The following is a 22,680-nucleotide window of genomic DNA, read 5'->3' as shown; positions in this document are numbered from 1 at the left end:
TGAGCCTGCTCGCGATGAGGCCATTAGCCCCAACGAAGATCCGTCAGTCGTTCGTCAATTTGCCCGTCCGAAACGCCACCCGCCCCGCCACTTTCGCCTGCCAGATCCCCGGCTCGGTATAACGCCCACGATCAAGCGCAAACAGCACGCCGCTGGTGCCCGCGCGCACGGTGGTCACACGATCCTGCAACGGATCCACCACTTCAAACAGCGCATCACCCTTCTCCACCCACTCGCCGGCATTGCGCAGGAAACTGACCACGCCATGGTGCGGCGCAAACAGGTATTCGGTGCCCTCGAACGGCAGACCTTCGCAGCACTCGCTCGGCGCCGCCGGCCACTCGCCGCTGATGAACCCCTGCTCCGCGAGGAAACCGAGAATCGCCTCACAATTGGCCCGCGCCTGATCGACCCGGGTATCGCCCATGCTGCCCAGCTCCAGCGTGGTCGCCAGATTCGCTGCCGGAATCGCGGCATTGGGAAATGCCCGCGCCAGACGCAACCACGGCGTCGAGCAGGATTCATCGAACGAACTGCCGCCGGAATCTTCACACAACAATGCCACACCGGCCCTCAGTCGTGCCGCCAACGACTGCCACTGCGGCCAGTGCTGCGGCAGCGCGTACAGATGAATCGCGGCATCGAAATCACAATGCAGATCGAGGGTGATGTCAGCATCGCAGGCATGGCGCAGCAACAGACGATGCAAGGCTTGCAGTTGCGAGACCGGTGCCGGCAATTCATCGAACACCTGGCCCATGGTTTGGCGGATCAGCGCCACGTTGGCCTCGGCATCCGCGCCCAGACGCTCACCGATCAACGCCCCGACCGGTGCACTGAGTTCGACGAAGGCGCGGTTGAAGTTTTTACCGCTGCCCAGTTCAAAGCGGCCCATGTGCGCACCTTGCACATGTTGATCGAGGCCGATCGGGTTGGCCACCGGCACCAATTCGATCACACCCTGCAAACGGCCCTGCTGTTCCAGCTCATTGAGTCGTTGCTTGAGTTCCCACGCGGTGCGCATGCCCGGCAGTTCATCGGCGTGCAGGCTGGCCTGGATGTACACCTTGCGAGTGCCCGCGCCGTAGCGGAACACGCTGAGAGAGCGCTCGCTGCCCAAGTGGCTCCAGGGCAGAACATGGTCGATGCGTTGCATGGGTAACTCCTCAATATCTGGATCACAAAGATCCCCTGTAGGAGTGAGCCTGCTCGCGATAGCGGTGGGTCAGCCAACACATTCATTGAATGACACACCGCTATCGCGAGCAGGCTCACTCCTACAAGGGTCTCACCACAATTAGAGCGCAAAAAAAGTGGCCACCGCGCAAACGGGGCCACTTTTTTCTACGGCGTATTAATGGCCGTACACATCAAAGTCGAAGTACTTGTCCTGGACTTTCTTGTACTCGCCATTGGCGCGGATTTCGGTGATGGCTTTGTTGAATTGCTCGGCCAGCGCGGTATCGCCCTTGCGCACCGCGATGCCGGCGCCGCCGCCGAAGTACTTGGCGTCTTCGTAGGTCGGGCCAACGAATTCAAAACCTTTACCGGCGTCGGTTTTCAGGAAACCGTCACTCAGGTTGACCGAGTCGGCCAGCATCGCGTCGATACGCCCGGAAACCATGTCGAGGTTGGCTTCCTGTTGCGAGCCGTAACGCACCAGGTCGATACCGGCCGGCACCAGTACTTCGGTGGCGTAACGGTCATGGGTACTGGCACGCAGCACACCGACTTTCTTGCCTTTGAGCTCGGTCAGCGGGTCTTTGACACCGGAGCCTTCCTTCATCACGAAGCGCGCCGGGGTCTGGTAGTACTTGATGGTGAAATCGACGTTCTTCTTGCGATCATCGGTGATGGTCATCGACGACAGGATCGCGTCGATTTTCTTCACTTTCAGCGCCGGGATCAGGCCATCGAATTCCTGCTCGACCCAAGTGCATTTGACTTTCATCTGCGCGCACAGCGCATCGCCGATATCGACGTCGAAACCGGTGAGTTTGCCGTCAGGGGTTTTCATCGAGAATGGCGGGTAACCGGCTTCGATACCGATGCGGATCGGCTTGGCGTCTTCGGCCACGGCGGTCAGGGACAACATCGACAGTGCCAGGGCACCGAACATCACTAGCTTCTTCATTTATAACTCCTGTGTGCGGAGGCTTTTATTGGCAGCTTTCGATTCAGCGTTCGGTCATGGCCAATTGGCTGCAAAAACCGAAGTGGCCGGCAGTCTATGGCGGCGCGCACAGGGTAAATTGTGTTTAAGCGACAAATACTTATGAAAGATCGGCGCACCGATTGACCGGGGTCAACGGGTGCGCCGTCGTGGTGCAAAGGCTGTAGGACAAGCGCTTTTTTTGCTCAGGAAATCTCTTAAACGAACGTCAGCATTCGCAACCGATGGCGGTTTTGGCGGCTTGCTCAACGCTCAGTTGAAAGCCTTCATCCAGCCATCCGGTAACCCCGCCGATCATCTCCTTAACCGGATAACCCAGCGCCGCCAGTTTCACCGCCGCCTTGTTCGCGCCGTTGCAGTGCGGGCCGGCGCAATAGACCACGAACAGCGTGGTTTTCGGGTAGCTGGCCAGTTCTGCCGCCGTCAGCAAGCGGTTCGGAATATTGATCGCCCCCGGCACATGCCCGCGCTCATAGGCCAGCCGTCCACGGACATCGACCAGGACAAAATCGATCTCACCGGCCTCCTGGCTGCTGAACACGTCAGAACAATCGGTTTCGAAAGTCAGACGATTGCTGAAGTGCATCAGGGCGATCGCCGACGGTGCTGCGGGGATGTCGCGAACCAGACTGACCATGGGTGTTGCTCCTTATCTGAACGGGTGTGAGCAGACTTTATCGAGCGGCCGCTTGCGGCTACAGTGGCGCACAAGACACTCACCGGGAATTTTCCGCCAAATGCCGACATCACCAGGTCTGGTCGCAATTCTGGCCTACGACGGCCTCTGCACATTCGAGTTCGGCATCGCCGTGGAGATCTTCGGCCTGACCCGGCCGGAGTTCGATTTCCCGTGGTACACCCACGCCATCGCGGCGGTCGATCAAGGCCCGATGCGCGCCTTGGGCGGCATTCAGGTGCTGGCCGATGGCGGCCTGGAATTGTTGGCCGAGGCGTGCACCATCATCATTCCCGGCTGGCGCGACCGCAACGCGGCGGTACCTCCAGCATTGATCGACGCGTTGCGTCAGGCCCATGCCCGGGGTGCGCGATTACTGTCGATCTGCTCCGGTGTATTTGTGCTGGCGGCCACCGGCCTGCTCGACGGCCACGGCGCCACCACCCATTGGCGTTACACGGCGGAACTGGCGCAGCGCTTCCCGGAGATTGCCGTCGATCCGGATGTGCTTTATGTGGATTCCGGCCAGTTGATCACCTCGGCCGGCAGCGCTGCCGGGATCGACGCCTGCCTGCATCTGGTGGCGCGGGACTTCGGCACGCAAGTCGCCAACTCGGTGGCGCGGCGCCTGGTGATGTCGCCGCAACGCACCGGCGGCCAGGCGCAGTTCATTCCGACCCCGGTCAGCCCGACGCCGCGCAACGACCTGTCGCGGGTAATGCAGTGGGCGCGCGAGCGTTTGCATGAACCGCTTGAGGTGCGTGATCTGGCCAGTGAAGCGGCGATGAGTGAGCGTACGTTTCTGCGGCGATTTACCGAGGCCAGTGGGCAGTCGCCCAAGGCGTGGTTGCAGCATGAACGGTTGGCGCGGGCGCGGGAGTTGCTGGAGAGTACGCCGGACAATACCGAGCAGATTGCCGAGCGTTGTGGGTACCGGTCGGTGGAGAGTTTTCGTGTGGCGTTTCGCGGCGTGGTGGGGGTGCCGCCTTCGGTGTATCGGGAGCGGTTTGGGCGCGGCGTGAGGGTTGAATCCTGAGGTGATTATGAAGGCGCCTTCGCGAGCAGGCTCGCTCCCACAGGGGGTACGCATTTCAAAGGTGGGAGCGAGCCTGCTCGCGAAGGCGCCCGGTCAAACGCAGCATCATTTAGACATCAGCCACAAGGCTACAGCGCCTTGCGCCTTTGCCTACAACTACGCCAGAATCCGCCGGCTTGTGCGGCTTGGGGGCTGCCGGTAACTTGGTTCGCGTCACTGAATGTTCAGTGATCGGGTTTAGTCGCTCGGTGGTTTTTTGGCAGCATACAGTCCGTTCAGTCAGGCATTCTCGCGCCTGAGCTTAATGGTAGCTGTGCGCAGGGCGCCTTCGGGTGCGCCGGGACTGCTTAGAACCACCGGTCGACTAACCTGCGCATAGCTGCCACCCATTTGTTTAGTCGCAATGAACGTGTCGGCCTCATTAAAAGGTTCTAAGAAATGTTCAAAATTACGCCGAATCCGCCCGAAACAGATGCGGAAATCGATCAAAATCCGACATCCCCCTATTCCACGCCGGGCTCTAGAAAACTCCACGAAGCCGCCGAACGCGCCCTCGATCACTACCTGAAACCCACACCGCCGTCACCACCGCGCAGACCCAGCACCATGTTCCTCGTCGACCCGAACACCGGCGCCGAAGACCTCATGGCCCACGCCTGCGAATCCATGGCCTCGGCCAGCGTCATGCTCAGCGACTTCGCCGCCCTGCTCGACTCGCCCTACCGCAACACCGTGCTCGGCATCCAGCAAGTGGTCATGCTCGGCGAACTCGCGGTCAACCGCGCCCTCGACAAAATCGACCCCGCCCTGAGGCAATAACCATGTCCAATAAAACAGATGCACAAGTCGTCGCAGCATTGGTGGCCATGGGTTTCAACGAACGGGACGGACGCTGGGCACAGAACGCGTGTCTGGTGCTCTTCGAAAGCGAACGCGAATCCATCGTCGCCTCCGCCGTCACCGTCCTTCCCCAACTCGATGAACTGGAAATCGACGCCGTGCTACCCGCACTGCGCCGCGTCACCCGCAGGTTCCCCTCACTGCAAAGAACCGTGGCCGACACACTGGCCGAGATGGCGCACGCAGCCTGATTGACCGTGTAATCGTTCTTCGCGAGCAGGCTCGCTCCCACAGTTGTTCGCGGTTACTCGCGACATTCGAGTACACCGCCGTCCCAATGTGGGAGTGAGCCTGCTCGCGAAAGCGTTCTTTCTGCATCGGACGCGTGAGTCACGACGCTCGAAAATCCGCGAGGATAAAGGGTGTGTGGTCACGCAAGTAAACGTCGACATCGTCCAGCGAGTGCAACGCTTCACTGGATGACTCCACGCGCTCTTCATCATCATGACGAATGACCGTGACGAAAAAGGTTTCTGCCTGTCGGACCAACGTCGCAGTGCGTTTGACTGGTCGCCCATCCTCCTGAGCAAAGGACATCGCACGTAACGTTTCATTTTGCAGAGCTTCAGACACGCTTGCTTTTAGGGCCTTGCGTTTGGCGAGCAGTTCTTTCGCGACTACCCAGCTGCCAACTGCAGCGGCAGCGGAAACGAAATACATGTAGTTGTAAGTCGATCCTCTGCGCGAGGCATGCCTCTCCACCAGCCAATCGGCAACTTGTGAAACCCACTGCCACACATCCATCGCATTTATTCCCAAGCGTAAAAAACGACCCGGTATCAATCCTCCCGCGTCAGCACTTCCAACAACTCAATCTCAAACACCAGATTCGAATTCGGCGGAATCTTGCCCATCGTCCGCTCGCCATACCCCAGATGCGCCGGCACCAGCAATTTGCGCTTGCCCCCCACCTGCATCCCCATCAACCCCTGATCCCAACCCTTGATCACCCGCCCCGTACCAATCACGCACTGAAAAGGTTTGCCACGGCTGTAGGAAGAATCGAACTCGCTGCCATCTTCCAGCCATCCGGTGTATTGGGTGGTGATCAGCGCGCCTTTGACGGCGGCTTTGCCTTCGCCGACCTGAAGATCGATTACCTGCAGTTCATCATTCATAACATTCACTCTATTGTTCAGCCGGTCGCCGTTTTCCCAGAAATGCCGGGGATTGGCAACCTGCCAGCGCAGATCAACATGGTATCCGAACCGAGTAATGAAGCATTAACATAGCCAACCGCCACTACTCCACGGATCGACCCGCCATGCTGGCAGCGCCCGAATGACTCTGTTCTGGATCAGCCTTGCCGTGGGCGCGATCTTGCTCGCCATCATCGCTCTGCTGCTGTGGCGCGAACGCGATTTGCGCCGGCAGCTCGCGCAATATCGGGATCTGCTGAGACGGGCCGCCGATAGCCAACACATTCAGCAGGACGGCGACGTCGAGCGCTTTAAACGCAGCCAGTACTTTGCGCGCATCGGGACTTGGGACTGGGAAGTCGACACGGATCGGCTGTACTGGTCGGATGCGATTTACGGCATGTTCGGGTTCAAGATCGGCGAGATCACCCCGTCCTATGCGCTGTTCTGTTCCTGTGTCCATCCGGACGACCGCACCAAGGTGCGCGAAGGTGAACTGCGTTGCCTAGAGACCGGCGAAAACCACGATGAGGAATACCGCGTGGTGTGGCCCGACGGCACGATTCGCTGGCTACGGGAAACCGGCAACGTGGTGCGCAACGACCACGACGCGGTGGTGAAAATGATGGGTGTGGTGCGCGACATCACCGAAGAAAAAGCCTCGGCCAGCTACCTGCAACACCTCGCTCACTTCGATCCGCTGACCGGCCTGCCCAATCGCCTGGTGCTGGAACAACGCTTGTCGGAAGCGCTGGATCACGCGCGGCAGACCGAGACCCGCGTCGCACTGGTATTCGTCGACCTCAACGGCTTCAAAACCATCAACGACCGCTACGGCCATGCCGCCGGCGACCGGGTGCTGATCACCATGGCCACGCGGCTGAAACGCATCCTGCGCGCCACCGACACCGTCGCGCGCATTGGCGGCGATGAGTTTGTGGTGATCCTGCAAGGCCTGGCGCCGAGCCTGAGTTTGCAGGACGAAGCCCGCAGCATCTGCCAGAAAATCTTCATCGAACTGTCGCCCCCGATCAGCATCGGCAACGACCAGCGCCACATCGGCACCAGCCTTGGGGTGGCGGTGTTTCCGGACCATGCGACGGCGATGGACCGGTTGCTGCACATTGCCGATCTGGCGATGTATGAGGCCAAGCGCAGTGGCAATAATCAGTATCGGTTGGGGGGTGGGCAGGTGATGAACCACTTACCGATATAGAGGCTGAACGCGCCAAAGAACGTTAAGCCTTATGGAAAAATGCCCCGCGCATGGTTCGTCCACCAAGCCGAGGCAAATGATTTAGGTTTTATTAAATGCTTGAGCGACCAGCTACATAAAATTCCAGCTTCGAATACGGGAACATATTGCCTTCATATTCAATTCAATCTCAGGACGAAACTCCAAATTTTTTTGCGTAAAGTACTTTACATATTCTTTAGCTTTATCAAATTTTTGAGTGTATTCAGAGGCTTCAGTAACTTTATGCCGGGTCAAAAACTCCAGTATCGACTCATGCATTCCGATATTCGCAATATTACTTAATGCGTTTACCGACTGAAAGGCCTCCTTAGGAATACAATTTTCGATTTCTCTGCACTCTGTAACCCACGAATACCCGCCCGTAGATTTTAGGTCCTCCATAGCCTTTATCACTCTAGCCTTCAATGGATCACCTGGTTGACGCCTGTCACCATCACAAATAAGTACCGCATTTTTATTAATCCGCAAAACATTTAAAGCCTCACTGACATCATGCTCAGGGAGAGACATATCCAAATGTTTCAAGAGACTCCCGCCAAAGTAGGCATACTGAAAATGCACGCCTTCGCGAAGCTCTCCCTCGCCAAAAATATCAATAAACTTATTAATGTATATGCGATCTGATGGCCCTTCCACCCAGAGCAGACCATTGGCTTGCAACAGATCGCTGGCTCTATTCCCGAGGTCGGACAACACACGATACCCGTGGGAGTTGTCGCTAACAACGAACCCGGCCACTTCTTCATCTACTTTTTGAATATGATTTATCTGCGCATTATCCGAATAACTGTACGTATCAATGGCCACACTGGAGTGAGTGGTAATAAACATATGGCACTTATTACTCACCGCAAAATTCTCGAGATACTTGAATAATCTGCGCTGCAGGCTAGGATGCAGATTGTTCTCTAATTCTTCAAAAGAAAATATGTACTCAGAAACCGGAAAATCTTCAAATTTTGGCCGAACCAACAGATTCAGCAGCACCAGAATAATCGTCTTTAATCCACTTCCAGACTGGGACAGCGGATACAGCTTCGCCCCGTCTTCAGAAAGATAAATCTCCCAAAACTTTTCGGCCTTGTGATATTTCGTTGTCATTTCAATGAACCGAGTATCGGGACTGAACACCTCATTCAATGCACTTAAAAAGTTTTTTGTAATAAGCTCTCTATCCCGTTCAGAATGATGGGAGAGCGCATGAACTATTTGCGTCGCTCCAACCCCATTATCCGTGAAGGTAATATTTTGCACATCGACTTCTGGAACAATATCGCGATCGGCACGCAATCTTACATGTTTCTTATCGAGAATTTTTTCAGTCGCTAGATATCCTCCATTCACCTCACTACGAAACATATTTGTCGAATATCGATTTGTCAGACCAGACTGTTCATATTCCGAAACTTCACAATTGACCCCGACATACGCGGTATCGTGTTGACGTTCCCTGTATGTAACCACAGCTCCTCTGAGATGCTCGTGATCAACGGCTTCTGGCTCAGGCTCATCTACATAAGCTTGCTCATCAAAATCTATCCTTGCGAATACATCATCAGTAAGCGTTTCAAAGAGCTCTATTTCCTCAAATGGACTGCCGTCCCAGACATCGGCAGCACATAAAAAGTCCAACATTTCAAGAAAAGTCGACTTACCTACATTATTTCTACCGATCAACAAATTGATGGGCTTGATTTGGTGAATACTGGCTCCGCGTGACTTGAAACATTTGTAGTCTTTAACGGTGAATCCGAAATTGATAGTCATGACAGTCCATGTAGACGCGGCAAACCATCATTTTGCCATCACCCCATCCATTGCTGTCAACTCGATGGAATAGGCGAGTTAAATATCATTTCACCGAAGCGGGGAGTGCCTTGTTTTTGATGCCGTAGCTTGTTTTTTCATGATGCTGGCATTGACTTCGATTCATTCGAAACGTCGTACGAGGTTGTATTCATACGACGCTCGATTTTGATCGCCCGTTCATGGCCAGATATTGCCGTAAAAATTAACGCTCCACCGGTTGCATCTCGACAATCGTCCCGTTGGTAATCATCACCATCACGTACTTGTCGTTGATCTGCACCCATTGGGCCTGGTCGATCGGCGCTTTCAGACCTTTGGATTTCCAGTTTTCCAGTGCTTTGTCCTTGCGCTGATACATTTCAGGCGCACGGTCGTTGACCTTCAGTTCACGGTCGCTGGTCGGGGATTGCACGGCCTGTTCATTTGAGGTTTGCGCCGCTTGAACAAGTGGGCTGATCCCGGCAATGCCGGCGACGAGGGCCAGGCTGGCGATTAGGGTTTTGCTGTTCATCGGTGAACCTCCTGAGATGTGTGCTACCTGAACTCGGACTGCCGGGTTCGGGAATCATTCCTTGTTTTTTTGCATTTGCGCTAACATGCCGCGCCCCATTCCACCGTGTGAACAAGGACATCACCGTGAACAGCACCCTCGTCATCCTTTTGGTCGTTGGCGGCCTCCTCGCCCTCTATGCCATCTTCCTTTTCAACAGCCTCGTCGCTCGACGCAATCAAATCAAAAACGCCTTCGCGCAACTCGAAGTGCAACTCAAGCGCCGCTATGACCTGATACCCAATCTGGTGGCCACCGCCAAGGGTTATATGACCCACGAGCGCGAAACCCTGGAAGCGGTGATTGCCGCGCGCAACAACGCCGTCGCCGGTCTTCAGGCCGCTCAGGCGCAGCCGGGCAATGCCCAGAGCATCGCGCAACTGGGCCAGGCCGACAGCGCGCTGAGCAATGCCATGGGCCGGTTGAATGTAACGGTTGAAGCGTACCCGGAACTCAAAGCGTCGCAAAACATGCAGCAACTGAGTGAAGAGCTGAGCAGCACCGAAAACAAAGTCAGTTTTGCCCGCCAGGCTTACAACGATGCAGTGATGACCTACAACACGCTTAAGCAAAGTTTCCCGGCAGCCCTGCTCGCCCCGCTGTTCGGCCATGGTGCCGATGCCTCGGCGTTGACGTTCGCTGATAGCGCGGCCATTCAGGAAGCGCCAAAGGTTTCGTTCTGACCCTCAGCCAACGGATGGCAACATGAATTTCTTTGAACAACAGCGCCGGGCCAAGCGCCGCACCGTTTACCTCATTTTCTTGATGTTCATGGCGGTGCTCAGTCTGATCGCAGTGTCGTGTGTGCTGATGACCATTCCGGTCGAGGATGGCAGCGGTAAAGTCCTGATGGATCTGGAACTCGACCGGCAACTGGTCATGACCGTGTCAGCCGTGGTCGTCGGCATCGTGCTGCTGGGCAGTCTGTCCAAACTCATGGAGTTGTCAGAAGGCGGCAAAGTGGTTGCGCGGCGCCTCGAAGGACGCGTGATCAACCACAGCGCGCAAACGCTGGAAGAGCAGCGATTGATGAACGTGGTGGAAGAAATGGCCATCGCCTCCGGCACCGCCGTGCCCTCGGTGTACTTGCTGCCCGATCTGGGCATCAACGCCTTCGCGGCGGGACTCACACCACAGGACGCCGTCATCGGCGTCACTCAGGGCGCAATCAATGTGCTGACCCGTGAAGAGCTGCAAGGGGTAATCGCCCATGAGTTCAGTCATATCTATAACGGTGACATGCGCCTCAACACGCGACTGATTGCCATCGTCCACGGGATCATGGTTCTCGGGTTGACCGGCAGCTATATCCTGGAAGGCACCGAGCAGGTCGGTAAAACCCCGCTGCAGCGCAGCAAGTTCGTCGCGATACCGATGTTGATTGGTTTTGTACTGTTGTTTGTGGGTATAGCGGGGACGATTTTCGGCAATATGATCAAATCTGCCATCAGTCGACAGCGTGAATTCCTCGCCGATGCAACGGCGGTGCAATACACCCGCAACCCGCAAAGCATCGCCGGTGCGTTGAAGAAAATTGGCGGTTATGAACTGGGTGCACGCATCAATTCCGCGCGCGCGGAGGAATACAGCCATTTGTATTTCGGACCGGGTTACTCGAGCACCGACTCGACGGCTTCCCATCCGGATTTGAATGAGCGGATCCGTCGGGTCGATGCGCACTGGGATGGCAGCTTCATCAAAGTGGCGGCGCCGCCCGCAGATGCACAACCTTCGGTCGCTCTGCCGGTGCCCGATGCATTCGGCGGTATCCCCGCTGCGGCCAAGTCGGTGCTCTACGACATGAATGCGGTCCAGGCCTCCGTGGCAGCCATTGGCGCGCCGCAGCCAGAACATCTGATGGAAGCTCGCCGCGTGCTGGAAGACATTCCGCACGAACTCAAAATGGCAGCACGCAATATTGAGGGCGCCGAGGCCGTTGTGTATGGCCTGCTGCTGTCGCGTTCAGCCTCCCTGCTGGGCATGCAAGTCGAGTTACTGAAGTCGCAAATCGACGCCACGGTGTTCGACTATTTGAATCAGCTGCGTGAACCGCTGTCGTCGCTGAGTCCCGGCCTGCGCCTGCCGTTGCTGGATCTGGCCATCCCGAGTCTGCGAGAGCTTGGCAAAAAGCCTTTTGCCAAGGTCAAGCACAATCTGAATTTGCTGATCGAAGCGGATAACGAAACAGAGTTGCTGGAGTGGACGCTGTTGCGCATCGTCGAGCGCAATGTTGAAGGCGCGACACCGGTGCAGTTCAAATTCGGACTGTTCCAGTGCGCCGAAGAACTCATGACACTGTTAACCGCAATGGCCCGAGCCGGACAGGACAATCTATCGGCAGCGTCGCAGGCCATTCAGTTTGCCTGGCAAGGTCTTGCGTTCGAACAGCCCGAGGAAATGCGCGCCGAACTGGAAGATCTGGTGGGGCTGGAAGCGGCGATCAAGCGCCTGCGCCATCTCATGCCAGAGGAGCGTCCGGCATTGCTCGATGCCATGACCCGCTGCGTGATGCACGATGGCGTGATCACCGTGGCTGAAGCAGAACTGTTTCGCGCCGTCGCGGACTTGCTCGACTGCCCGCTACCACCATTGCTTGCCGCACACGCCGGAATGGCTGACAGCACCCGTGACACTGCTCACCGTGCAGTTGCAATGTCCTGAGTTTGCAGGTGCGACAAAACCTGCTCGCGAAGGGGTTGGCACATTCAACATCTTCATTGCTTGGGCCACCGCTTTCGCGAGCAGGCTCGCTCCCACAATGGTCTGCGGTATCGGCATAGACGGATTGATCCACTTTGCACATCAATCCATGCCAACAATGCAATTAACATCCAGTTACACCTGCGCCACCATCCGCCTCAATAAAAACCGTGCGCCGCCCTCCCGTCGCGCACGTCATAAAAGCGGTGGAGTACTTTTCTATGACAGCCTCAATCCCACACAACGGCTCGCGGGCCGGCGCCATTTTCCGGGTGACCTCGGGCAACTTCCTCGAACAGTTCGATTTCTTCCTGTTCGGTTTCTACGCCACGCAGATCGCGGCGGTGTTCTTTCCGGCGAGCAGTGAGTTCGCTTCCCTGATGATGACCTTTGCGGTGTTCGGCGCAGGCTTCTTGATGCGTCCGCTGGGCGCCATTGTGCTCGGTGCGTACATCGATGATGTCGGTCGGCGCAAAGGTTTGATCGTCACCTTGTCGATCATGGCCAGCGGCACGATATTGATTGTGCTGGTGCCCGGTTACGAAAGCATCGGCCTGTTTGCCCCCGCGCTGGTATTGATCGGACGCTTGCTGCAAGGCTTCTCGGCCGGGGCGGAACTGGGCGGTGTGTCGGTGTATCTCGCCGAGATCGCCACCCCGGGCCGCAAAGGTTTCTTCACCGCTTGGCAGTCGGCCAGTCAGCAAGTGGCGATCATTGTCGCCGCCGCTTTGGGCTATGCGCTGAACGCGTGGATGGCGCCGGAGGTGGTGGCCGATTGGGGCTGGCGGATTCCGTTTTTCGTCGGCTGCATGATCGTGCCGTTCATCTTTTTCCTGCGCCGTAACCTGGCGGAAACCGAAGAGTTCGCCGCACGCAAACACCGCCCGAGTATGGGCGAAGTGTTCCGCACCCTCGGCCAGAACTGGGGCGTGGTACTCGGCGGCATGTTGATGGTCGCGCTGACCACCACCGCGTTTTACCTGATCACCGTGTACGCGCCGACCTTCGGCAAAACCGTGCTGCACCTGAGCACCTCCGACGCACTGCTGGTGACGTTGCTGGTCGGTGTGTCGAACTTCTTCTGGCTGCCGATTGGCGGCCTGTTGTCCGACCGGATCGGCCGGCGTCCGGTGCTGATCGCCATGTCGCTGCTGGCCCTGGCTACCACCTATCCGGCGCTGTCGTACCTGGTGCAGGCGCCGAGCTTCAGCCACATGTTGCTGTCGCTATTGTGGCTGTCGTTTATCTACGGTTTGTACAACGGCGCGATGATTCCGGCGCTCACCGAGATCATGCCGGTTGAAGTGCGGGTTGCCGGTTTCTCCCTCGCCTACAGCCTGGCCACCGCCATTTTCGGTGGCTTCACCCCGGCGATGTCGACCTTCCTGATTCAGTACACCGGCGACAAAGCCGCGCCGGGTTACTGGATGAGCATCGGTGCGCTGTGTGCCTTGTGCGCCACTCTTTATCTGTACCGCCGTGCCGGTGGTCGTCTGCAACCTGTCGCGGCCTGAGGAAAACTCGCCATGAAAAAACTGTTTACTGTCACCGCCCTGCTCGCCGGTCTCGCGTTCAACCTCGCGGCCCAGGCCGAAGAATTGAGTGTGATGACCTCCGGGGGCTTCACTGCCGCCTACAAGATTCTCGGGCCGAAATTCGCCGCCGCCAGCGGCAACACACTGACCACCAGCCTCGGCCCGTCGATGGGCAAGGCGCCGGAGGCGATCCCCAATCGCCTCGCGCGCGGTGAGCACGCCGACGTGGTGATCATGGTTGGCTACGCCCTCGATGATTTGATCAAACAAGGCAAGGTCGATCCGGCTTCGCGCGTTGAGCTGGCAGATTCGCGGATCGGCCTGGTGGTGCGTGAAGGCGCGCCGAAACCTGACATCAGCAGCGTCGACGCCTTGAAGAAAACCTTGCTTGACGCGCAGTCCGTGGCCTACTCCGACAGCGCCAGCGGCGTGTACATCGAGCAGCAGTTGTTCAAGAAACTGGGGATCGAAGATCAGCTGAAAGCGAAGGCCAAAATGATCCCGAAAGTCCCGGTCGGCTCGGTGGTTGCTACCGGCGACTATCAATTGGGCTTCCAGCAGGTCAGCGAATTGCTGCCGGTGCCGGGCGTGAGTTTCGTGGCGAAGATCCCGGAATCGGTGCAATCGGTGACGCGGTTTGCTGCCGGGATTCCGGTCGGCGCACAGCATCCGCAAGAGGCCAAAGCCCTGCTCGCTTACCTCGCCGCTCCGGCCGCGCAAGCTGACGTGCAGGCCACCGGGCTGGATTCGGTCAAGCGCTGATCGTAGGCGGCTGGACTTTCATTTCTATCACCAGCCGCTCCAGTTCCAGTGCCGCCGGGGTCAACGTACGACCCCGGCGCTTGATGATGCCGACACTGCGCATCACTTGCGGATCGGTCAGCGGCACCCGCGTCAGGATCGGATGATCCGGCCCGGGCATCGCCATCAGCGGCACCGCCGCCACACCCAACCCCGCCTCCACCAGACCGATCATCGTCGTCACATGGCGGGTTTCGCAGATGCTCGAACGCTGCGGCACCACGCTGCTCAAGGCCTGATCGAGCAGAAAGCGGTTGCCGGAGGTCTTGTCCAGCGAGATGTAATCCTGCTGATAAAACTCGTCCCAGCTCACGCTGCTGCGTCCGGCCAACGCATGATCGCGGCGACAAGCGACGACGTAGCACTCCTGCACAAGCGGTTCGAACTCGACTTTGGCATCCTGCGTGCCGAGAAAACTCAAGCCGAAATCCGCCTCGCCATTGACCACCGCACTCAAGACATCGTGCGCGCTGGAGTCGAGCACTTTGACTTTGATGCGCGGGAATTGCTGGTGATAGCGCGCGATCACGCGGGGCATGAAGTAGTACGCCGCCGAGGGCACGCAGGCGACGGTGACGTGGCCTAAACGGGTCGAAGCGACTTCGCTGATGCCCAGCAACGCCACGTCGAGATCATCGAGCAAACGCTCGACACTGGGCATGAATCCGCGCCCGGCCTGGGTCAGGCTGACCTTGCGCGTGGTGCGTTCGAAGAGTTTGACGCCGAGGGCGTCTTCTAGCTTTTCGATGCGCCGGCTCAACGCCGGTTGCGACAGGCGCACGGTGTCGGCGGCCTTGCGGAAACTGCCCTGCTCGACCACGGCGCGAAAGGCTTGCAGATCGTTGAGGTCGAAGTTGATGGCCATGGCGGGAACTCGGGAGATTGATTTGCTTAGGTTATAAATGTAACCAATTGATGCCAGATATTATAGAAACGATGAAAATCCTCTGTGGGAGCGAGCCTGCTCGCGAATGCATTCTGTCAGTGACATCTATGCTGGCTGACACTCCGCATTCGCGAGCAGGCTCGCTCCTACAGGGGATCTTCGGTGGATGAAAAGTCGCTGTAGCCCTTATCCTTGTCCCCCCCGCCGTACCGTTGTCAGGAGTAACCCCCCATGCCCCATGAAGGCAATCTGTTGCAAGCCGCCGTCGTCTTTCTGTTCGCGGCCGTGCTCACCGTGCCTTTGGCCAAACGTCTGCAACTGGGCGCCGTGCTCGGTTATCTGTTTGCCGGGGTGATCATCGGCCCGTCGGTGTTGGGCCTGATTGGCAATCCGCAAAGCGTCGCGCATATTTCCGAACTCGGCGTGGTGTTGCTGCTGTTCATCATCGGCCTTGAGCTGTCGCCGCGACGCTTGTGGGTGATGCGCAAATCGGTGTTCGGCGTCGGTCTGGCGCAGGTGCTGCTGACGGCTTCGGTGATTGGCGTGCTGGCGCTGTCGGTGTTTGGCCAACCGCTGAACAGCGCAATTGTGCTCGGCCTCGGCCTGGCCCTTTCCTCGACGGCATTCGGTCTGCAAAGTCTCGCCGAGCGCAAGGAACTGACCAGCCCTCACGGGCGGCTGGCATTTGCGATTCTGCTGTTTCAGGACATCGCTGCAATTCCGTTGATTGCGCTGGTGCCGATGCTCGCCGGTGTCGATCACCACACCAGTACCGCCGACGATATTCGGCACAGCCTGCAGGTACTCGGCGGCATTGCCGTGGTGGTGATCGGCGGGCGTTATCTGCTGCGTCCGGTGTTCCGCGTGGTGGCGAAAACCGGGCTGCCGGAAGTGTCGACGGCCACGGCGCTGTTGGTAGTGATCGGCACGGCGTGGTTGATGGATCTGGTCGGTGTGTCGATGGCGCTGGGGGCGTTTCTTGCCGGTCTGCTGCTCGCGGATTCGGAATATCGTCATGAGCTGGAAGCGCAGATCGAGCCATTCAAGGGGCTGCTGCTCGGGTTGTTTTTTATCAGTGTCGGCATGGGCGCCAATCTCAGCTTGCTGCTCAGCGCGCCGATCACCGTGTTGGGGCTGACGCTGCTGTTGATCGGCCTGAAACTGCCGCTGCTGTTCGTCGTCGGGCGTCTGGCCGGTGGCTTGAACAAGGTCAGTGCGATTCGCCTCGGTATCGTCTTGGCGGCCGGTGGTGAGTTTGCTTTTGTGGTGTTCAAGATCGGTCGCGATCAGGGTCTGTTCGAACCGCGCCTGTATGACTTGCTGGTGCTGACCATCACCTTGTCGATGGCGGTGACGCCGTTGTTGCTGTTGCTCTGCGCGCGGCTGGTCAGCCCGAAAGTGCAGCCGGTGGAAGTGCCGGAAAAATACCGTGAGATCGACACTGACACGCCGCGTGTAGTGATCGCTGGCATGGGCCGGATGGGCCAGATCGTCGCGCGGATTCTGCGTGCGCAGAACATCAAATTCGTTGCGCTGGATACGTCGGTGGAAACCATTGAACTGTCACGCAGTTTCGGCGGTGTGCCGGTGTTCTACGGCGACCCGATGCGCCCGGAAATCCTCAATGCGGCCAAGGTCGGCGAGGCGGAATATTTCGTGATTGCCACGGATGATCCGGAGACCAACATCAAGACCGCCGAGGTGGTGCGCAAGCTGTATCCGCACATGAAGATCATCGCCCGGGCGCGTAACCGTCAGCACGTGCACCGTTTGGTCGATGTTGGCGCGGAGGCGATTCGTGAGACGTATTACTCAAGTCTGGAGATGAGTCGGCGCACGTTGGTCGGGCTCGGTCTCACCCAGGCCCAGGCCGATGCGCGGATCAAGCGCTTCAAGCATCACGATGAACAGGTGCTGGAGGCACAGCACGCGATCTACGACGACGCCGCCAAAGTGCTGCAAACCGCCCAGGAAGCCCGGGCGGAACTGGCGCGGTTGTTCGAGTCGGATCAGCTCGAAGAAGAATCGCGCAAATCCTGAGCCACATACAAAACCCCATGTGGGAGCGAGCCTGCTCGCGAAAGCGGTGTGTCAGTCAACCTATTCGTTTCTGACAGATTGCATTCGCGAGCAGGCTCGCTCCCACAGGGGATCGGTGTCAGGCCAGTTCCAGCTCCAGCGCTTGTTTGACCGGCGCCACCTCAAACCGATCCGCCAAAAACGGTGTGATGTCCAGCGGCAGCGGTTCGTCGTTGACCAGTTTATCCAGCAGTACACCGGTAATCGCCGAGGTCAGAATCCCGGTGCGGAAATGTCCGCAGGCATTCAGATAACCCTCCACCCCGCGCATCGGCCCGAGAATCGGCAACTCATCCGGCGAGCCCGGACGCAACCCCGCCCAAGTACGCTTCAGATTCACATCCTTGAGCTCCGGCAGACACCGCACCGCGCCCTGCACCAGTCCGGCGATTTCCGGGTAGGTGGTGGTGACGTCGAAGCCTTTGTCTTCGGTGGTGCTGCCGATCAGGATCTCGCCGTTGTCCTTCTGCGCCACGTAGCAGTCGCTGGTGGTCAGGCAGCCGTTGAGGATTTTCGGCATGCGCTCGGTGAGCAGAATCTGGCCTTTAACCGGTTTCACCGGAATGCGAATGCCCGTCGCCCATTCGCTCAGATCCGCCGCCCAGGCACCGCCAGCGTTGATCAGCGTCTTGCAGTGGAACACGCCCTCCTCGGCCGTCTGCACACCTGTGACGCGGCTGCCGTGATGCAACACGCCGGTGACGTTGGTGTTGACGAAGATGTCGACGCCGTTCTGCCGCGCGCCTTCCATGTAGGCATCGGCGAGGCGGAACGGGCTGACCTGATGGTCACAGAGAAACTCCAGCGCCCCGCGTGCTTCATGGCTGACGCTCGGCTCAGCCTCGCGCAGCGCAGCCTGATCGAGCCAGCGCACCTGATCGGCCAGGTGTGGAATGCAGCCGACGATGTGCTCGGCGTAGAGCCGATCTTCATCGTCATAAATGACGAACTTCAACCCGGTCTTTTCGAACTTGAAATCCATCCCGTGGTTGTCTTTGAGTTCGCGGTGCAGCGCCGGGTACAGCGCATTGGACTGCAAGGCAAAATCGAAAAACGACTCCGGCAGAATGTGCGGCGTGCTCGCGTCCACGGCGACCGCCGCGCCCTGGGTTTCGCGCTTGCGGTTGGCCGACATCATGCGGAAGAAAATCACCCCGCAACCGAGACCGACCGACTCACCGATCGCCCACAAACCACCGGCCGACGCACGAGTCGCGTTGCCGGGACGCTTGGCGTCGATCAGCGCCACTTTGAGGTTTTTGCGTTTGGACAGTTGATAGGCGCAGGACGCCCCGATCACGCCGCCACCGGCAATGACCACGTCATAGAACTTACTCATGGGCAGCGGCCTCCGTGCCGACAGACTGGAACGCGGAAAAAGGAATCGGATCGATCGGGAAACGCGGGCGCAGCCAACCGACATCCTTGCGGCCAGTCGCTTGACGCAGGCGATCGCTGCAGTAGCCGACGCACATCCGTCCCTGACAATCGCCCATGCTCACGCGGGTACGCATTTTCAGGCTGGCGATGTCTTGCACGCCCTGCTCCAGCGCCAGGTCGATGTCGGCGCGGGTGGCGTGCTCGCAACGGCAGATCACCGTGTCCGCGGCAGGCAATGCGGTCTGGCCGACGCCGCGTTCGGTGTAGCGATCCACGGCGGCGCGGAAGCGCACGATGGCTTTGAGTTTGCCCAAGTAGCGGTCGCGACGAACCCGCGCCAGCTCTTCTTCGAGCACTCCGCGTTGCAGCAGGATCGAGGTCGCGGCGATCTTGCCGGCGAGCATCGCCGCTTCTCCACCGCGAATCCCGCCCATGTCACCGGCCAGATGCACGTGAGGTTCGTTGCTTTGTTGCCAGACGTTGGCGTTGGCGCGCAGGTAACCGTCGTCGCTGAAGCCGTGATCCAGGCCCATTTGCTGGCTCAGTTGCGTGCGTGGAATAAAGCCGTAACCGACCGCCAGGGTTTTGGCTTCGAAGCGCTCGACGCGGGACATGTCCGGCTCCCAAGTGGCCGAGTACGGCGCGACGCTGACGCTTTTCAGCTCGCCCTCGCCGTGGGCTTCGACCACGCCCCAGCCGTAGTTCATCGGGATGCCGTGCAGTTTCAGGTAGGCGAGCATGCTCAAACCGTCGAGGAATAATTGCGGCTTGTTCAGCAGCGCCAGACTTTCGCGGGCGATTTTGCCGAACGCGCAAGCTTCATACACGCCCGCGACGCTGACGCCTGCGGCATGCAGTTGTGTCGCCACCAGCGGCAGCAGCGGCCCCGTGCCGGCGATGATCACCGGCCCTTGCGGCTTGACCACACCGCTTTTGATTTGCAGTTGCAGACCGCCGAGCATGATCACCCCCGGCAAGGTCCAGCCCGGAAACGGCACGCTGCGTTCGTGGCAACCAGCGGCCAAGAGCAATTGCGGGTAATCGATTTCGTGCAGTTGCTCGTCGCCATCCAGCACCACCAGGGCGCGGGTACCTTCGGCGCCGACCACGCGATGGTTGAGGCGCACGTCGATCAGCCCGGCCTGCTCCTGAAAATCACCGTGCAGTTTGCCCAGCGCTTCGGAGTAACGAGGGCCGAGATAATCCAGTTGCACGCCGTCACGCAACGGCCCGCGATAGACCACACCGCCGAGGCGCGACGCTTCTTCGAGCAAGGTGCAGCGCACGCCGTGGCGCGCCAGTTCGATGGCCGCTGCCATCCCCGCCGGGCCGCCGCCGACGATCACCGGTTGCAGGCTCATACGACCACCTCCTGCGCGGTGATGCGGTTGACCTGTGTTTCAATCTGCATGCCGTCGCGCACCACAGTCTGGCAGGCACGCCGTTTGTGTCGGCCGTTGATTTTCACCAGACAGCACTGGCAAACGCCCATGCCGCAATAGGCGCCGGTGATCTGGTCGTGATCGTTGCGGGCAATCTGGCGTACGCCGAGGGATTGAATAACGCTGAGGACGGTTTCGCCGATGGCGGCGGTGACCGCTTGACCGTTGATGTGGACGGTCATGTCCGCCTGCGCCAACGGCTGGATATCGAAGGTTCTTTCTTGGCAGTGCATTGCAATGTTCATCCGTGAAAGTTCGGTTGAGGTGGTGTCAGCTCCTTGCTGCACTACACCGGGTCGACGCGTTTATTGTGGCTGTGAGGGGCGTCGACACGGGTACTCCGTCAGCGCAACAAGGTGCGCGTGAAGCACTGTAGTTCATACCTCAGCAAAGGCCGGGATCATTTACGTTAGGCGATCTCGCCGCTCGAAATATTGATCCAGGCCAGTGAAAGCGGTTGGATTGTCCAACGATCAATTGGAGAAGACGAACTGCCCTTTGATCTTTTTTGCACCGAAGAAACCCAGGTCAGGAAACAGCAGGTTTTTCAGCCAAGCGACGAAAAAGACCATGGCCAACGTGATCGCTACGCCAATCACCGTGCCTATCGGATCTTCGCCATAGTCCTTGAACATACGTGGCATCTGGGTGATCGAGAGAAATACATACACGGTGTAGGCCTGCGCCACGTTGCGGTAAAAGCCCCAAGCGAACAGCAAAGGTACGACACCGGCAAACAACCCCATGCCGATGGCCCAACCGGTGCTGATCGTCAGACCGAGGAAATAACCGCCCACCAGCCCGATCAACGCCTGGATATAGGTCAGCCCGAGCAGCACCTTTATCTTGCCGGCGTGACGATCAATCAATTCTGGATCGGGCCACGAGCCGATCAGATACGCCAGCACCTTGTCCTTGACTGCGCCGCCGGACAACGCATTGAAGGTTTCGGTTTTCGAGCGACCGGCGTCGAGCATCTCGCTCACCTGACGTTTGATTTCCTTCTTGTTCAACGTTCTCATCCTTAATCAGAGGTCTATCGAAATACAGCACAGCGCGGATTCTCGCCTTGTTGCCCGCCAGAAAGCAAAAAGCCGCTTCCACCCGAAGGTGGAAGCGGCCGAGGCATGGGCCTCAATGGAGCAATCAGTGCACGAACAGGGCGATCAGGATGATGATCGGGATCGGTACGCCGAGGAAAAACAGCAGTAATGAGCGCATGGTCATGCTCCTTGTTTAACGGACTGGAGTGGTCGTGGTGTAGGTGTCGACTTCAACGTACTCGACGGCATCCCGGCGACGACCGCCGTAAGTAGCCGCGAGGCTGGCGAAAAACGCACCGGCCAACAGCGAGATGAACATCCACAGCGAGGTCCAGGCAGCGACTTTCGCAGCGGTGTCGGCGGCTTGTTGAGCTTTCAGCTTGGCGTCGGCCAGAGCTTTCTGAGTGCGCGCGTAGATTTCATCGACGCGACGCTCGGCATCGGCCTGAGTCAGGTTGGTCCGTTGGGCGACCAGTTGCGCGAGGTAGGTACGGTCTTCGGCACTCAGCTGACCGTTGGCCAGGCTTTGCGCGAAGATACGGGCCACGGCGCCATGCGCGGCGTCATCGCTGACGGAGGCCGGACGGTCATCGCGGAACAGGCTGTCGATGTAATAACCATACTGGTTACTGTCAGTGTTCGCCGCTGCGGTACCGGCTGCCTGAGTCATGGCACCAGCAGCACCGCCAGCAACACTGGCACCGGCCTGCACACCACCACTGATGACGCTGCTGACCGAACCGACCACCAGCACTGCGGTAACCAACGTAGCCACACACCAGGCAAGGAAGCCGTGCGCGGTGTCGCGGAAATACACTTCGTCACCGTGCATGTTCGCCCACTTCACCCGCAGGCGACCGGCGATGTAGCCGCCCATACCGGAAGCGATGATTTGCGTCGCCGCCAGCCAGACGATTGTCGAAATGCCCAGGCCCTTGGCACTGACGCCCTCTCCGGCCCACGGTGAAACGGCAGAGAAACCCAAACCGAACCCGAGCAGGACCAAAATCATCGACAGGGCAGCGGCAGCCGCAGCACCTGCGAAGATCGCGCCCCAGGACACGCCCGAAACGCTGCTCGACTCTTCAACGGCGGGATAAAACCCATCAGGGGATCTATTCATTGTTGTTCTGCTCCAGGCATGAAAAATGGTGTTACAACTCGTCATCAGAGGAATTGCAGCGACCGTGCCAGTCGAGAGAATTAAATAAATCCTTTAATTTCAAACTGTTATAAAGAATGAACTTCCTAAAACCTTGCAAATTGCAACAAG

The 22,680-nt window shown here is 58.4% G+C and carries 23 protein-coding genes; 10 read left to right on the top strand and 13 right to left on the bottom strand.

Going from position 1 to position 22,680, the window contains the following annotated elements; translation table 11 throughout:
• Positions 1-43: 43 nt before the first annotated feature.
• From ACOYXJ_RS20980 to ACOYXJ_RS20970, 3 genes are all read right to left on the bottom strand, one after another.
• Positions 44-1,156 (bottom strand): succinylglutamate desuccinylase/aspartoacylase family protein, encoded by a 1,113-nt coding sequence (locus ACOYXJ_RS20980; RefSeq protein WP_460371264.1) that lies wholly within the window; start codon positions 1,154-1,156, stop codon positions 44-46.
• Positions 1,157-1,354: 198 nt separating this feature from the next.
• Positions 1,355-2,134, bottom strand: a complete 780-nt coding sequence (locus ACOYXJ_RS20975; RefSeq protein WP_460371263.1) for an ABC transporter substrate-binding protein — start codon at positions 2,132-2,134, stop codon at positions 1,355-1,357.
• 247 nt (positions 2,135-2,381) lie between these two features.
• Positions 2,382-2,810 (bottom strand): rhodanese-like domain-containing protein, encoded by a 429-nt coding sequence (locus ACOYXJ_RS20970; RefSeq protein WP_460371262.1) that lies wholly within the window; start codon positions 2,808-2,810, stop codon positions 2,382-2,384.
• Positions 2,811-2,910: 100 nt separating this feature from the next.
• Here ACOYXJ_RS20970 and ftrA point away from each other — a divergent pair, with 100 nt between their 5' ends.
• The 3 genes from ftrA to ACOYXJ_RS20955 all read left to right on the top strand — a co-directional run bounded on the left by ftrA (position 2,911) and on the right by ACOYXJ_RS20955 (position 4,976).
• On the top strand, positions 2,911-3,885 hold the full coding sequence (gene ftrA, locus ACOYXJ_RS20965) for a transcriptional regulator FtrA (RefSeq protein ID WP_460371261.1): 975 nt from the start codon (positions 2,911-2,913) through the stop codon (positions 3,883-3,885).
• A gap of 438 nt (positions 3,886-4,323) precedes the next feature.
• Positions 4,324-4,704 (top strand): DUF6124 family protein, encoded by a 381-nt coding sequence (locus ACOYXJ_RS20960; protein WP_460371260.1) that lies wholly within the window; start codon positions 4,324-4,326, stop codon positions 4,702-4,704.
• Between the two features lie 2 nt (positions 4,705-4,706).
• Complete coding sequence (locus tag ACOYXJ_RS20955) at positions 4,707-4,976, top strand: hypothetical protein (protein ID WP_116030089.1); 270 nt, start codon at positions 4,707-4,709, stop codon at positions 4,974-4,976.
• A gap of 139 nt (positions 4,977-5,115) precedes the next feature.
• On the opposite strand, the gene ACOYXJ_RS20950 is transcribed toward ACOYXJ_RS20955, so the two are convergent.
• A complete protein-coding gene (locus tag ACOYXJ_RS20950) occupies positions 5,116-5,529 on the bottom strand; it encodes a hypothetical protein (protein ID WP_460371259.1) in 414 nt (137 codons plus the stop codon).
• A 35-nt stretch (positions 5,530-5,564) separates the two neighbouring features.
• On the bottom strand, positions 5,565-5,903 hold the full coding sequence (locus ACOYXJ_RS20945) for an FKBP-type peptidyl-prolyl cis-trans isomerase (protein WP_053121462.1): 339 nt from the start codon (positions 5,901-5,903) through the stop codon (positions 5,565-5,567).
• A gap of 163 nt (positions 5,904-6,066) precedes the next feature.
• On the opposite strand from ACOYXJ_RS20945, the gene ACOYXJ_RS20940 reads away from it, so the two are divergent.
• A complete protein-coding gene (locus ACOYXJ_RS20940; RefSeq protein WP_460371258.1) occupies positions 6,067-7,140 on the top strand; it encodes a diguanylate cyclase domain-containing protein in 1,074 nt (357 codons plus the stop codon).
• A 111-nt stretch (positions 7,141-7,251) separates the two neighbouring features.
• Here the strand turns inward: ACOYXJ_RS20940 and ACOYXJ_RS20935 are convergent, their stop codons facing one another.
• Positions 7,252-8,949, bottom strand: coding sequence for an ATP-dependent nuclease (locus ACOYXJ_RS20935; RefSeq protein WP_460371257.1), 1,698 nt, complete (start codon positions 8,947-8,949; stop codon positions 7,252-7,254).
• 244 nt (positions 8,950-9,193) lie between these two features.
• The gene (locus ACOYXJ_RS20930; protein WP_150793677.1) at positions 9,194-9,502 is read right to left on the bottom strand and encodes an RcnB family protein; all 309 of its coding nucleotides are present in this window, start codon (positions 9,500-9,502) and stop codon (positions 9,194-9,196) included.
• 125 nt (positions 9,503-9,627) lie between these two features.
• Between ACOYXJ_RS20930 and ACOYXJ_RS20925 the strand changes: the two genes are divergently transcribed.
• The 4 genes from ACOYXJ_RS20925 to ACOYXJ_RS20910 all read left to right on the top strand — a co-directional run bounded on the left by ACOYXJ_RS20925 (position 9,628) and on the right by ACOYXJ_RS20910 (position 14,538).
• Positions 9,628-10,224 carry a LemA family protein gene (locus tag ACOYXJ_RS20925; protein WP_460371256.1) on the top strand — a complete coding sequence of 199 codons (597 nt, stop codon included), beginning with the start codon at positions 9,628-9,630 and terminating at the stop codon, positions 10,222-10,224.
• Positions 10,225-10,246: 22 nt separating this feature from the next.
• Positions 10,247-12,202 (top strand): M48 family metallopeptidase, encoded by a 1,956-nt coding sequence (locus ACOYXJ_RS20920; RefSeq protein ID WP_460371255.1) that lies wholly within the window; start codon positions 10,247-10,249, stop codon positions 12,200-12,202.
• Between the two features lie 260 nt (positions 12,203-12,462).
• Entirely contained in the window at positions 12,463-13,755 is a 1,293-nt protein-coding gene (gene tcuC, locus ACOYXJ_RS20915) for an MFS transporter (RefSeq protein WP_077573511.1), read from the top strand.
• A 12-nt stretch (positions 13,756-13,767) separates the two neighbouring features.
• A complete protein-coding gene (locus ACOYXJ_RS20910) occupies positions 13,768-14,538 on the top strand; it encodes a substrate-binding domain-containing protein (RefSeq protein WP_460371254.1) in 771 nt (256 codons plus the stop codon).
• On the opposite strand, the gene ACOYXJ_RS20905 is transcribed toward ACOYXJ_RS20910, so the two are convergent.
• Positions 14,528-15,442: a LysR family transcriptional regulator gene (locus tag ACOYXJ_RS20905; protein ID WP_460371253.1), complete on the bottom strand. Its 915-nt coding sequence runs from the start codon at positions 15,440-15,442 to the stop codon at positions 14,528-14,530. The two genes, ACOYXJ_RS20910 and ACOYXJ_RS20905, sit on opposite strands and share 11 nt — an antisense overlap.
• A 252-nt stretch (positions 15,443-15,694) precedes the next feature.
• On the opposite strand from ACOYXJ_RS20905, the gene ACOYXJ_RS20900 reads away from it, so the two are divergent.
• Positions 15,695-17,503 (top strand): monovalent cation:proton antiporter-2 (CPA2) family protein, encoded by a 1,809-nt coding sequence (locus tag ACOYXJ_RS20900; RefSeq protein WP_435037225.1) that lies wholly within the window; start codon positions 15,695-15,697, stop codon positions 17,501-17,503.
• A gap of 118 nt (positions 17,504-17,621) precedes the next feature.
• On the opposite strand, the gene hcnC is transcribed toward ACOYXJ_RS20900, so the two are convergent.
• From hcnC to ACOYXJ_RS20880, 4 genes are all read right to left on the bottom strand, one after another.
• Complete coding sequence (gene hcnC, locus ACOYXJ_RS20895) at positions 17,622-18,881, bottom strand: cyanide-forming glycine dehydrogenase subunit HcnC (RefSeq protein WP_460371252.1); 1,260 nt, start codon at positions 18,879-18,881, stop codon at positions 17,622-17,624.
• The gene (hcnB, locus tag ACOYXJ_RS20890) at positions 18,874-20,283 is read right to left on the bottom strand and encodes a cyanide-forming glycine dehydrogenase subunit HcnB (protein ID WP_460371251.1); all 1,410 of its coding nucleotides are present in this window, start codon (positions 20,281-20,283) and stop codon (positions 18,874-18,876) included. Before hcnB ends, hcnC begins: the two co-directional genes overlap by 8 nt.
• Positions 20,280-20,597 (bottom strand): cyanide-forming glycine dehydrogenase subunit HcnA, encoded by a 318-nt coding sequence (gene hcnA / locus ACOYXJ_RS20885; protein ID WP_034156200.1) that lies wholly within the window; start codon positions 20,595-20,597, stop codon positions 20,280-20,282. Before hcnA ends, hcnB begins: the two co-directional genes overlap by 4 nt.
• A gap of 240 nt (positions 20,598-20,837) precedes the next feature.
• The gene (locus ACOYXJ_RS20880; RefSeq protein WP_318187453.1) at positions 20,838-21,386 is read right to left on the bottom strand and encodes a hypothetical protein; all 549 of its coding nucleotides are present in this window, start codon (positions 21,384-21,386) and stop codon (positions 20,838-20,840) included.
• Between ACOYXJ_RS20880 and ACOYXJ_RS20875 the strand changes: the two genes are divergently transcribed.
• Positions 21,370-21,576: a hypothetical protein gene (locus ACOYXJ_RS20875; RefSeq protein WP_150793668.1), complete on the top strand. Its 207-nt coding sequence runs from the start codon at positions 21,370-21,372 to the stop codon at positions 21,574-21,576. The two genes, ACOYXJ_RS20880 and ACOYXJ_RS20875, sit on opposite strands and share 17 nt — an antisense overlap.
• Positions 21,577-21,600: 24 nt before the next feature.
• Here ACOYXJ_RS20875 and ACOYXJ_RS20870 read toward each other — a convergent pair whose 3' ends face one another.
• Positions 21,601-22,530, bottom strand: a complete 930-nt coding sequence (locus tag ACOYXJ_RS20870) for a hypothetical protein (protein ID WP_435037230.1) — start codon at positions 22,528-22,530, stop codon at positions 21,601-21,603.
• Positions 22,531-22,680 lie beyond the last annotated feature (150 nt).

Source organism: Pseudomonas sp. Tul2A7, from assembly GCF_054790505.1.
This window is presented reverse-complemented; position numbering and strand designations above follow the sequence as displayed.

Excerpts from the sequence above, each read along its gene's own strand:
- ACOYXJ_RS20980 (WP_460371264.1), bottom strand. The coding sequence starts at position 1,156 with ATGCAACGCATCGACCATGTTCTGCCCTGGAGCCACTTGGGCAGCGAG.
- ACOYXJ_RS20975 (WP_460371263.1), bottom strand. The coding sequence starts at position 2,134 with ATGAAGAAGCTAGTGATGTTCGGTGCCCTGGCACTGTCGATGTTGTCC.
- ACOYXJ_RS20970 (WP_460371262.1), bottom strand. The coding sequence starts at position 2,810 with ATGGTCAGTCTGGTTCGCGACATCCCCGCAGCACCGTCGGCGATCGCC.
- ftrA (WP_460371261.1), top strand. The coding sequence starts at position 2,911 with ATGCCGACATCACCAGGTCTGGTCGCAATTCTGGCCTACGACGGCCTC.
- ACOYXJ_RS20960 (WP_460371260.1), top strand. The coding sequence starts at position 4,324 with ATGTTCAAAATTACGCCGAATCCGCCCGAAACAGATGCGGAAATCGAT.
- ACOYXJ_RS20955 (WP_116030089.1), top strand. The coding sequence starts at position 4,707 with ATGTCCAATAAAACAGATGCACAAGTCGTCGCAGCATTGGTGGCCATG.
- ACOYXJ_RS20950 (WP_460371259.1), bottom strand. The coding sequence starts at position 5,529 with ATGGATGTGTGGCAGTGGGTTTCACAAGTTGCCGATTGGCTGGTGGAG.
- ACOYXJ_RS20945 (WP_053121462.1), bottom strand. The coding sequence starts at position 5,903 with ATGAATGATGAACTGCAGGTAATCGATCTTCAGGTCGGCGAAGGCAAA.
- ACOYXJ_RS20940 (WP_460371258.1), top strand. The coding sequence starts at position 6,067 with ATGACTCTGTTCTGGATCAGCCTTGCCGTGGGCGCGATCTTGCTCGCC.
- ACOYXJ_RS20935 (WP_460371257.1), bottom strand. The coding sequence starts at position 8,949 with ATGACTATCAATTTCGGATTCACCGTTAAAGACTACAAATGTTTCAAG.
- ACOYXJ_RS20930 (WP_150793677.1), bottom strand. The coding sequence starts at position 9,502 with ATGAACAGCAAAACCCTAATCGCCAGCCTGGCCCTCGTCGCCGGCATT.
- ACOYXJ_RS20920 (WP_460371255.1), top strand. The coding sequence starts at position 10,247 with ATGAATTTCTTTGAACAACAGCGCCGGGCCAAGCGCCGCACCGTTTAC.
- tcuC (WP_077573511.1), top strand. The coding sequence starts at position 12,463 with ATGACAGCCTCAATCCCACACAACGGCTCGCGGGCCGGCGCCATTTTC.
- ACOYXJ_RS20910 (WP_460371254.1), top strand. The coding sequence starts at position 13,768 with ATGAAAAAACTGTTTACTGTCACCGCCCTGCTCGCCGGTCTCGCGTTC.
- ACOYXJ_RS20905 (WP_460371253.1), bottom strand. The coding sequence starts at position 15,442 with ATGGCCATCAACTTCGACCTCAACGATCTGCAAGCCTTTCGCGCCGTG.
- ACOYXJ_RS20900 (WP_435037225.1), top strand. The coding sequence starts at position 15,695 with ATGCCCCATGAAGGCAATCTGTTGCAAGCCGCCGTCGTCTTTCTGTTC.
- hcnC (WP_460371252.1), bottom strand. The coding sequence starts at position 18,881 with ATGAGTAAGTTCTATGACGTGGTCATTGCCGGTGGCGGCGTGATCGGG.
- hcnB (WP_460371251.1), bottom strand. The coding sequence starts at position 20,283 with ATGAGCCTGCAACCGGTGATCGTCGGCGGCGGCCCGGCGGGGATGGCA.
- hcnA (WP_034156200.1), bottom strand. The coding sequence starts at position 20,597 with ATGCACTGCCAAGAAAGAACCTTCGATATCCAGCCGTTGGCGCAGGCG.
- ACOYXJ_RS20880 (WP_318187453.1), bottom strand. The coding sequence starts at position 21,386 with ATGAGAACGTTGAACAAGAAGGAAATCAAACGTCAGGTGAGCGAGATG.
- ACOYXJ_RS20870 (WP_435037230.1), bottom strand. The coding sequence starts at position 22,530 with ATGAATAGATCCCCTGATGGGTTTTATCCCGCCGTTGAAGAGTCGAGC.